Origin of the sequence: Marinimicrobium sp. ARAG 43.8 (assembly GCF_050113635.1) — a bacterium.
GTDB lineage: Bacteria > Pseudomonadota > Gammaproteobacteria > Pseudomonadales > Cellvibrionaceae > Marinimicrobium.
Window position 1 is genome coordinate 38326 of the sequence record NZ_JBNJLT010000011.1, and the last position, 10010, is coordinate 48335.

At 58.5% G+C, this 10010-nt stretch carries 9 protein-coding genes; all 9 read right to left on the reverse strand.

Annotated features, from left to right (window positions below; translation table 11 throughout):
- Positions 1-12: 12 nt before the first annotated feature.
- The 9 genes from gorA to lolA all read right to left on the reverse strand — a co-directional run bounded on the left by gorA (position 13) and on the right by lolA (position 9794).
- Positions 13-1374, reverse strand: coding sequence for a glutathione-disulfide reductase (gene gorA, locus ACQCLF_RS15350; RefSeq protein ID WP_426988864.1), 1362 nt, complete (start codon positions 1372-1374; stop codon positions 13-15).
- Positions 1375-1692: 318 nt separating this feature from the next.
- Positions 1693-3108, reverse strand: a complete 1416-nt coding sequence (locus tag ACQCLF_RS15355) for a DUF3482 domain-containing protein (RefSeq protein WP_426988866.1) — start codon at positions 3106-3108, stop codon at positions 1693-1695.
- A complete protein-coding gene (locus tag ACQCLF_RS15360) occupies positions 3105-4166 on the reverse strand; it encodes a DUF2868 domain-containing protein (protein WP_426988868.1) in 1062 nt (353 codons plus the stop codon). The genes ACQCLF_RS15355 and ACQCLF_RS15360 overlap by 4 nt, the downstream gene beginning before the upstream one ends.
- 97 nt (positions 4167-4263) lie before the next feature.
- Entirely contained in the window at positions 4264-4497 is a 234-nt protein-coding gene (locus ACQCLF_RS15365) for a hypothetical protein (RefSeq protein ID WP_426988870.1), read from the reverse strand.
- Positions 4498-4591: 94 nt separating this feature from the next.
- Complete coding sequence (gene cysG / locus ACQCLF_RS15370; RefSeq protein ID WP_426988872.1) at positions 4592-6010, reverse strand: siroheme synthase CysG; 1419 nt, start codon at positions 6008-6010, stop codon at positions 4592-4594.
- Positions 6011-6089: 79 nt separating this feature from the next.
- The gene (serS, locus tag ACQCLF_RS15375; protein WP_426988873.1) at positions 6090-7382 is read right to left on the reverse strand and encodes a serine--tRNA ligase; all 1293 of its coding nucleotides are present in this window, start codon (positions 7380-7382) and stop codon (positions 6090-6092) included.
- 66 nt (positions 7383-7448) lie between these two features.
- Positions 7449-7823, reverse strand: coding sequence for a fluoride efflux transporter CrcB (gene crcB / locus ACQCLF_RS15380; RefSeq protein WP_426988875.1), 375 nt, complete (start codon positions 7821-7823; stop codon positions 7449-7451).
- Positions 7824-7833: 10 nt separating this feature from the next.
- On the reverse strand, positions 7834-9174 hold the full coding sequence (locus ACQCLF_RS15385; RefSeq protein WP_426988877.1) for a replication-associated recombination protein A: 1341 nt from the start codon (positions 9172-9174) through the stop codon (positions 7834-7836).
- Positions 9171-9794: an outer membrane lipoprotein chaperone LolA gene (gene lolA, locus ACQCLF_RS15390; protein WP_426988879.1), complete on the reverse strand. Its 624-nt coding sequence runs from the start codon at positions 9792-9794 to the stop codon at positions 9171-9173. Before lolA ends, ACQCLF_RS15385 begins: the two co-directional genes overlap by 4 nt.
- Between the last annotated feature and the right edge of the window lie 216 nt (positions 9795-10010).

Below are 10010 nucleotides of genomic sequence, written 5' to 3' on the forward strand. Positions count from 1 at the left end.
ACTCATTGCCGACTACTCAACCTCTACAGGCTGGCGCAGGGTAACGAACTCCTCTGCCAGCGTGGGGTGGATACCAATCGTGCGGTCAAAATCAGCTTTGGTGGCCCCGGCCGTCAACGCTACTCCCAGGCCTTGCATGATCTCACCCGCGTCGGGACCGACCATATGACATCCGAGCACGCGATCGGTTTTGCCATCCACCACCAGCTTCACCAGGGCCCGCTCATCAAGGTCAGGCAGTGTGTATTGCATGGGACGAAAAGCGCCCCGATAAATGTCAATTTGCTCGTACTCTTCACGCGCCTGCTCTTCCGTCAAGCCACAAGAGGCCATGGGCGGCTGACTGAAAACGGCGGTGGGAATCCAGCGGTAATCCACGGACTGCCCGCCCTCGCCGAACAGGTTGCGCGCCAGCGCCATACCCTGCGCCAGTGCCACCGGCGTGAGTTCCATGGGGCCCGTTACATCCCCGAGGGCATACACAGACGGTTCGTCAGTTTGAAAGTGGTCATCCACTTTTAAATGACCATCATCCCGTATCGAAACCGCTGTATTGTCCAGCCCCAAGCCTTCGGTTTTCGGGCGTCGACCGGTGGCGTACATCACCTGCCCCGCTTCAATTATTTCGCCGGTATCGGTATAGACCCGCAGCAACGTATCCGAGTCGCGCTCAATATGGGAGACATCCGTATTGAAATGCAGGTGAATGCCTTTTTTCGGCATTTCCATGGCCAGGTGCTCACGGAGGTCGCGATCAAAGCCACGCAAGAACAAGTCCCCGCGATAGCATAAGTGGGTTTCCACACCCAAGCCATTAAAGATGCCGGCAAACTCCACAGCAATGTAACCTCCCCCAACAATGACCAGCCGCTCTGGCAATTCATCGAGGTAAAACGCTTCGTTAGAGGTAATGGCGTGCTCGATACCGGGAATGTCCGGCTTCCAGGGCCAGCCACCCACCGCAATGAGAATGCGTTCGGCCGAATAGCGCTTCTCACCCACGGCGACGGTATGAGGCCCGGTTAGTGTTGCGGTACCATTAATCAGTTCAACACCGGCGGTGTGCAGGAGTTTTTCGTAGATGCCGTTCAGGCGCTGGATTTCACGGTCTTTGTTGTCTCGAAGGGTTTGCCAGTCGAACACTGGCTTTTCAAGGCTCCATCCGTAGCCACCGGCACTGTCGAATGTTTCGCGGTAATGGGAGGCAAACACGAAGAGTTTTTTGGGCACGCAACCTACGTTGACGCAGGTTCCGCCCAAATAGCGTTCTTCGACGATGCCCACTCTGGCGCCCAGTTGTGCCGCAAACCGGCTGGCTCGAACGCCACCGGACCCGGCGCCAATGACCAGTAAATCGTAATCGTATTGGCTCATCTGTTGCTCAGACTCCTGTTACTCGATAAAACCATAGTTGCGTAGCGCTCAGAAGCCGGGTGTCCTTGGAAAACCCGCCGTAAATCCGTCCATGGAGGCTTCACGTCGGCATCCATGCCTCCGAGAGTTTTCCAAGGACACCCGGCTTCTGAGCTTAGCGAAAGACTCCGTCCTCAACCGTCCATGCTAGCTGACGTAGGCGTGGGAAGACGGTATGCAGACTCTCTTCGGCATGGATGCCGAAGTGAAGCCTACAGGGACGTGTCCACGGCGTGTCTGCCCCCCCATAGTCCCTGCACCTGCGCCAAACCACCGCACTCAGCTAACCCAACTTTCGGTCTCTTCGCTCAACACCGCTTCCTCCAATGAGCGCTGTAGCTGTTCCCCGACCCAGGTCACCAATGCATCCTGATGTTTGGCCTGCCAGCGATGCTGCTGTAACCGCTTTGCCCAGGAGAGCAGTTGTATCTGATCCTCCCGGGACCACTGCGCCGCCTCCGCACGCAGCACCACGGCGCTGCGCTGGGCGTGTGGTCGAAGCCACAACTGGCGTGTAAACGTCAGAGCGCGCGCCATGACCACCAGCGGAAAGTTTGGATGCCGAACCGGACCCATCACTTGTTTCTGGCGAGTCAGCGGAAGCCCTTTCAGGCGCTTTCCATCCAGCTCCCGGCTTGCGAGCCAACCGCCTACCGACCCGAGGACGCCGCCCGAAATGGCACCGGTCAACAGCGAGGCGCCTCCCAGGCCAGCGTCCACCGCCAGCCCCGCTGCGGCACCAGCGCTACCACTGACCCACAACAAATCGCGCTGCTTCAAGCCCCAAAGATACCAGGTTTCCGTGTTCATCAAGGCGTCGTCACCCAGCTCCCAGGCAGTCTCGCGTTGCAGCTCGCTTTGGTGATGCCCCCACTCATGGCCCAGGGCTTGAAAGAATTCGACCTCTCTCGCCTCCAGTGTTTCTCGCAAACCGGCCTCTGCGCGCTGGCGACCGAGTGCGCCCGGAAATTTGACGGGCTGATGCTCCAGCAGTTGTTCAGCCCAGTAGGCCGCAAGCGCATCGGCGGTGTCGGTTAACCGCTGCCGGTCGCGAAGCGCGAGCCCTTCTATCAATCGCCGAGTCGGCACGGACCAGCCTGGAGTCAGTTCGCCAATGGCTCTCAATAAGGCCTGGCGGGCCGGCATGGTGGCAGACAGCGGATTAAAAACTCTGACCCACTGGAAAAACTGACCCAGAGTGCGCTGCCAGGTCAGCACGTCGGCCCCAGCTTCCATCGGGTTGATAATGGCCAGCCGTGGTTGGCCCGTCCAGCGCAAGATTTCCATCTCCGCCTCGTCCATTGGCGATGGTGGCTGCGAGCCGTCCACTACGTACAAGATGCCAGCCCCGTCAACAATCGGTGTCAGCAGGGCCACTTCGTCGGCAAAACGTTCCGCGTGACCGGGGGCATTTAAAAAAGCCCGCACGCGTTCGGGACGCTCGGCAGGGCTGATGGAGTCGCGTTGCAACCAGTCAAGTACCTGCCTGGCACGCTGGAACCCCGGTGTATCAATCAGGCGCAGCAACGGTTTTCCGTTCAGGGCAAATTCAAACGTATCCGCCGAACGCGTCGTGCCCGATTCCGGACTGATTTGCACGCTGTCATTTTCGGTGAGTGTGGCCACGACTGAGGATTTACCACGATTTGGATGCCCTACGACGCAGAGCGTCGGTGTCGAGTTTAGAAGGCTCATGCGGCGGACACCCAGATCAAGCCCTGCTGGCTGGCAAAGTGTCGCCAGCTGGCCAGGTGACGCTCGGGCACAGCGCTGTCCGCGTGGCACGCTTGAATCCCCTGTTCAGCTACGCCCCGTTCGCGCGCCTGGTTCACCAGGTCGGCCAATTCGCCGACGGGGGAGCGAGTCGCCGACACTCGCCACAACAGACGCTCGGGTTGAGTCACAAGCAGACGCTCCAGAGTGTGTTCATCGTCTCTCCACACCGACGCGCCCAAGGTGACGCCATCCGGCCCCGGTGTTTCCCAGTTGATGACTGTCGCGGACTGCCACAGGGAAGAATCCGCTGCCAGCACGGGCGACTGAGGAGTCGGTCGATGAAACGAGGATGACGGCCCGGTGACCGCCGGGGAGGAGTGCTGCTCGGCCCGCCAGTAGTACCACGATACAGTGGCACTCAGCAGCACCAAAACCGCCCGGGGAATCAGGTTATAGGTGATAAGACTGGCCATCAAAAAGGGCCACCAGTCCCCAGCCCTGTGCACGGAGCCATCCCCCGGGGCGATGCGAAGATAGCGCGTTGCCTCCAGCAACGCCGCGTCAGGCACCGCAGAGGGCCACACCGTAGCCCAGGGCAGCGACAGTGTCTGAAACAGTCCTTCTGGCAGGTGCTGACGGTCCAGCAGGGTCGAACTCCACCCGAACGCGAGATCTGTAAACAATAGCAGCAGCCAGAAACCGGCCAGCATCCCTATTCCGACGAGCAGCCAAAGTCCGTGCAGACGGCACAGCATTTGCCACCGTTGTGTCCGGTTCGGAAACCAATGCCAACGGACTTTCCCCCAGCGAAACAGCCAGGGCCGCTCCCGCCGAGTCAGGGTCAGTAGCAAGGACACCACCGCCCCCATCAACGGCAGTCCCGCCCACAACCACCAAAGCCACAGCACATTAAGGCGTCCGCTGGGCGCATACGCTAACGATGCCGCAGAAATCAGCAGACCGGCAACAACGGCCAGGGGCCAGATCCAGAAAGGTAACGTCAGGCGGGCCGACGGCCCGCCAAAGGCTTGGGTCATTCAATCCCCGCATCACAGTCAGTCGGCAAGCATCACCTAAAGCAGGGATTTAACCATATTCGTGTAACCCACCGCGAGCCCGACGACACGGTGCGGCCTACACCTCTATGTCGATACGACGGCGACGCCGCCGGTCGCCAGAGCGCAGGTCCACCAGCGGCTTAAGGTGGCGTCGCCGACGCTCTGAGCGACGGCGTTCACGAACCGGCTCGGTCGGACTGGTATCGAGCACCTGTTCGCTCACTGGAAGGGTCTCGTCCCTGGCACGGGTGGTACGGATCTTATTGCGGGCCGAGGGGGGTAAAGTATTGGTCGGGCCGATATAGGTCATGGGACCTCCCGCTGAGTCAAGGCGAATGAGCATATATACGATACCTATCGACTTAAGACTCAATAACTTGACGCTGGTTTCACGTTACTGTGATCTAATCCTCACTATCGTCTGTTTTTTGACTGTCGTTCTCCCCGGGGCGAAACCACCCCAGGTGACGATGTAACTGCACCACCTCCCCCACAATCAGCAGCGTGGGGCCGTGCACTTCGCTCTCAGCCACTTGTTTGGGCAGGTCGGCCAACGTACCGGTCAACACCCGCTGTTCCGACAACGTGCCTTTTTCGACCAGTGCGGCCGGCGTGCTCTCGCCGCGCCCATGCTGAATCAGCGTTTGGCAAATATCGCTCAGCCCGATCAAACTCATGTAAAACACCAGCGTTTGTCCAGGCAGAGCCAGCTCCGGCCAACTCAGATTCGGGTTATCGGTTTTCAAGTGCGCGGTAATAAAGCGCACCGACTGAGAGTAATCGCGATGCGTCAGCGGAATACCGGCGTACGCCGCACACCCCGAGGCTGCTGTAATACCGGGTACTACTTGAAAGGGAATCCTGTGCTGCGCCAGCCGGTCAATCTCTTCGCCACCGCGTCCAAAAATAAACGGGTCTCCGCCCTTGAGGCGCAGCACGCGTTTGCCCTCCTGCGCGAGCTTCAACAGTAATTCGTTGATATTCTCTTGAGGCATGCTGTGCTCGTGACGGCGTTTACCCACGTAGATTCGGTCGGCATCGCGTCGTACCAGTTCCATAACCCTCGGTGAGACCAGGCGATCATAGAGCACGACATCGGCCTGTTGCATCAACCGGAGCGCCTTTAGCGTCAACAACTCCGGGTCACCGGGCCCCGCGCCGACCAGATACACTTCTCCGCGGGTGTCGACGAAGTCCTGCGCGTCAAGCGCTTCCGTCATCGCTTCCTCGGCCTGCGCGACTCGACCACTGAACACCTGCTCAGCAATTGGACCCTGTAATACTTTTTCCCAGAAACGGCGGCGGTCGGCCTCCGGCAACGCTTGCTTGACGCGCTCTCGCCACCGGCTGGCCAACTGCGCCAATTGCCCATATTGCTGGGGGATCAGGGTTTCCAGTCGGGCGCGCATCGAGCGCGCCAGCACGGGCGCCTCCCCACCACTGGAGATGGCTACCACCAGCGGCGAACGATCAACAATGGCGGGAGTAATAAAGCTACACAGCGCCGGGCTATCGACCACATTGGTGGGCAAATAACGGTCCTGGGCTTCCTGGGAAATGCGCTCATTCAACGCGTAGTCATCGGTGGCCGCACACACCAGCACCACCTGGTCCAGATCATCATGGCGGTAGGATCGTAAGTGCCATTCACCCCCGCCCTGCTCGGCAAGGGTTTGCAGCTCTGCCGAAATTTCAGGCGCGACCACACACAATCGTGCACCGGCCCGCGCCAGAAGCCGGCCTTTACGGGTGGCGATATCGCCGCCGCCCACCAACAGGCAGCGGCGGCTCTTTACATCAAGAAAAACGGGGAAATAATCCATGGCGCGTTACCGTGTGAGACGTTGGGCAACGGCGGATACGCCTCCAGCGCTTATCCGCCCGAGGCTACCGGATAAGGGGTTAAAGCGGTGTGTTCACACCCAGCGACGTTCGGCCATTCATGTACGGCTGAAGCACTTCAGGAATCAGGATGCTGCCGTCAGCCTGCTGATAGTTTTCCAAAACAGCCAGCAGCGTCCGACCTATCGCCAAGCCAGAACCGTTCAGGGTATGCAGCAACTCTGGCTTACCCGTTTCTGGGTTGCGGTAGCGGGCCTTCATGCGACGCGCCTGAAAGTCCCGGAAGTTACTGCAGGAAGAGATTTCCCGATAGCGCTCCTGGGACGGCACCCACACCTCGATATCGTAGGTTTTGGCGGCGGAGAAACCGAGGTCACCGCCACACAGAATAACCGTTCGGTACGGCAGGCCCAGTTTCTGCAAAATGGCCTCTGCATGCCCCGTTAGCTCTTCCAGGGTTTGTTCCGAGTTCTCCGGACGCACGAATTGCACCAGTTCCACTTTCTCGAACTGATGCTGACGAATCAGGCCACGGGTGTCTTTGCCATGCGCTCCGGCTTCACTGCGAAAACAGGGTGTATGACTGACAAAACGCAGGGGTAAAGCGTCAGCACCGTCGAGCAGAACATTGCGCAGAATATTGGTCACCGGCACTTCGGCGGTCGGAATTAAATAAAAACAGCGTTCATCGTTGAGCTTGAACAGGTCGTCTTCAAACTTGGGCAATTGGCCGGTTCCGGTCAGGGAGTCGGCGTTAACGATAAAAGGAACATTCACCTCTTCGTAACTATGCACTTCAATGTGGGTATCAAGCATGAACTGCGCCAAAGCCCGATGCAGACGCGCGACACCAGAGCGCAGCAACGCAAACCGCGCACCGGTCAGCTTGCTGGCCGTGTCAAAGTCCAACCCGCCCAGGCGAGCGCCCAGATCTACATGATCCACAACGGGGAAATCAAATTCACGAGGCGTACCCCAGCGACGAACTTCTACGTTGTCCTCTTCGGAGGCACCCTCCGGCACTTCATCGGCCGGGAGGTTGGGGATACCACTCAAAATTTCATCCAGTTCACCCTGAATCGATTCGAGTTCGGATTCAGCATCGCTCAACGACTGTTTAAGCTGGTTGACCTGGGCCAACAGGGGTTCAATGTCCTCACCCCGGCGCTTCGCTTCGCCAATGGCTTTGGCGCTGGCATTGCGCTCGCTCTGTAATGTTTCAGTGTTGACCTGTACCTCGCGGCGCCGTTCTTCCAGCGCTTTAATGCGTGAGGTATCCAGCACATAGCCACGCTTTTGCAGCGCTTCAGCCACCGCTTCCGGATTGGTACGAACCAGTTTGGAGTCCAGCATAAACAGTCTTGTCGAATTCAGAGGGTGAAAAGAAAAATGACGCAGGCTCTCGCCAGTGTCCAAATATTACAGCATCAAGCGAGTCAGAAATACCGATGTCGACACCGCGATCAGGCAGCCCGCTAACGTAAGTAACGAATACGCCACGGCCGTCACCGGTGACCCATTTTGCCATAACAACAGGGCATCGAGGGAAAAGGTGGAAAACGTGGTGAGGGCACCCATGAATCCGGTAATCAGAAACGGCCTGTATTCCGGGGGCAACACCCCTTTATCCACGATCAGTACAAATACAATACCTGCCAGGAAGCAGCCGAGCCAGTTGGCCATCAGAGTGCCCAGCGGAAAGCGCGCTCCAAATACGGGAAACAACCATTCGGTCAGACCGAGCCGCCCCATGGCCCCGAGCGCACCGCCGATGGCCACCGCCAACCACTGCATGGTATTCTCCTCAGGAATATCGCTTGTTGGTACTCTGGCTGTCCAATTCACGGAAGTGTGCCAGTTTCTCCCGGATTCGCTGCTCCAGCCCTCTCTCTACCGGCTCGTAGTACCGCCGTTCAGCCAGTTCCTGCGGCATATAGTTCTCACCAGCGGCATAGGCGCCAGGTTCGTCGTGGGCGTAGCGGTACTCAGCGCCGTAGTCCATGGCCTTCATCAGCTTCGTGGGCGCGTTGCGCAAATGCACAGGGACATCGTAACCCGGCAGATCACGCACATCAGACATCACTTGATTGAACGCATTATACACCGCATTACTCTTGGGTGCCGACGCCATGTACACCACGGCCTGCGCAATCGCCAATTCGCCCTCTGGGCTGCCCAGCCTCTCCTGCGTGTCCCACGCCGCCAGCGCCAGTGGCAGCGCCCGGGGATCGGCGTTGCCGACGTCTTCGCTGGCGATACGCACAATGCGACGAGCGATATACAAAGGGTCACATCCGCCGTCAAGCATGCGGGCAAACCAGTAAAGAGCGCCATCGGGTGAAGAGCCCCGTACCGATTTGTGCAAAGCGGAGATTTGTTCATAGAACAGATCTCCGCCTTTGTCGAAACGGCGCACATCGGCGGCGAGTACCTCCTCCATGACCGCCCGGTTGATCACTTTCTGGCCATCGTGTTCTTCGGCGAGATCCGAGGCAATTTCCAGCAAATTCAGCGCGGTGCGGGCATCGCCGCTGGCTGCTTTCGCCAACGTATCCAGCCACTCATCGTCAATACTGATGCCATCGCTGCCCAGACCACGCTCCCTGTCGGTCAGCGCCTGGGTCAACACGGCGCGAATGTGCAGGTGCTCCAGCCCGCGCAGAACGTAAACACGGCAGCGAGACAGCAGCGCGTTGTTCAATTCAAAGGAGGGGTTTTCTGTAGTCGCGCCGATAAAAATCAGCGTGCCGTCTTCCACATAGGGCAGAAACGCGTCTTGCTGGGCCTTGTTGAAGCGATGCACCTCGTCCACAAACAAAATTGTTTTTCGGCCTCGCCCGTGACGCTCCTGCTCCGCCACTTGCACCGCTGCACGAATATCTTTTACCCCGGCCAGAACCGCCGAAATGGTTTGGAAGCGTGCATCGGCCTGTTCTGCGAACAGCCGGGCGAGCGTCGTCTTACCGACTCCCGGAGGCCCCCACAGAATCATCGAATGGAGGTGACCGCGTTCCACCGCATCCCGCAAGGGTTTACCCGGTGCCAGCAAGTGTTCCTGGCCGATATAATCCGCCAGTTTCCGTGGCCGCATCCGGGCGGCCAACGGTTGATACACAGGCTCAGTCTGAAACAGGTCGTCTCTCATTCATCCACCAGAACGTCGACTCCATCGGGCACCTCAAACGTAAACCGCGATGCATCAATAGGCTGATTGCGCTGCACCTCCGACAATTCGAAGCGCGTTTCCTGATCGAGATTATCCTGCATGTAAATAGCGCGCAGCAGCGGTCCATCAAACGCCAGCACCAATGCGGAGAACAGGCTGTCCTGGTCCTTTGGCGACAGGCTGAAAGCGGTCCAGCCCTCTTCGGTGGCGCTTTTCTCAATATCGAACTGACGATTTAACGCGTCAAGTTCATCGCTCAGAATGAGCGCGGGGGTATCCTGTAACTCGGTATCGAAACGGCGCACCGTCACTTGCATCAAATCGGGGTCGTACAGCCAGATGGTCTCGTGGTCGGAGACCAGGCGCTGCTCAAACGGTTCGCGCGTATGCCAATCGAATTTGCCGGGGCGCGCCATGGCAAAATCACCGCCGCTTTCTTCCAGTACATCGCCTTCACTGTCATAAAGCTCTTGGGTGAAAGTGCCCTGAAGGGTGTCCATTTGGTCCAGGCGTTCACGCAGTTCTGTGGCGGGATCGGCCTGGACAAGACCGCTCAGCAGGAGGCTGGCGGCGAGAGTGACGGTTTTTAATGTGCGCATAAAGTATTCCATCAGAAGAGTTGTTCTGCTTTGATTCAATCAGGCTTTGGACCCTGCCAAATCTGTGAAAAGTTCCTGTTTTGTGGATAGTGACCGATTTTTGCGGTTAATGGAGGCTCCGGTCGTGGTCCGGCACACCCCCTGAAGACGCGCCGTAAACCCTTCCCTGGGGGCTTCACTTCGGCATCCATGCCGAAGAGAGTCTTCAGGGGGTGT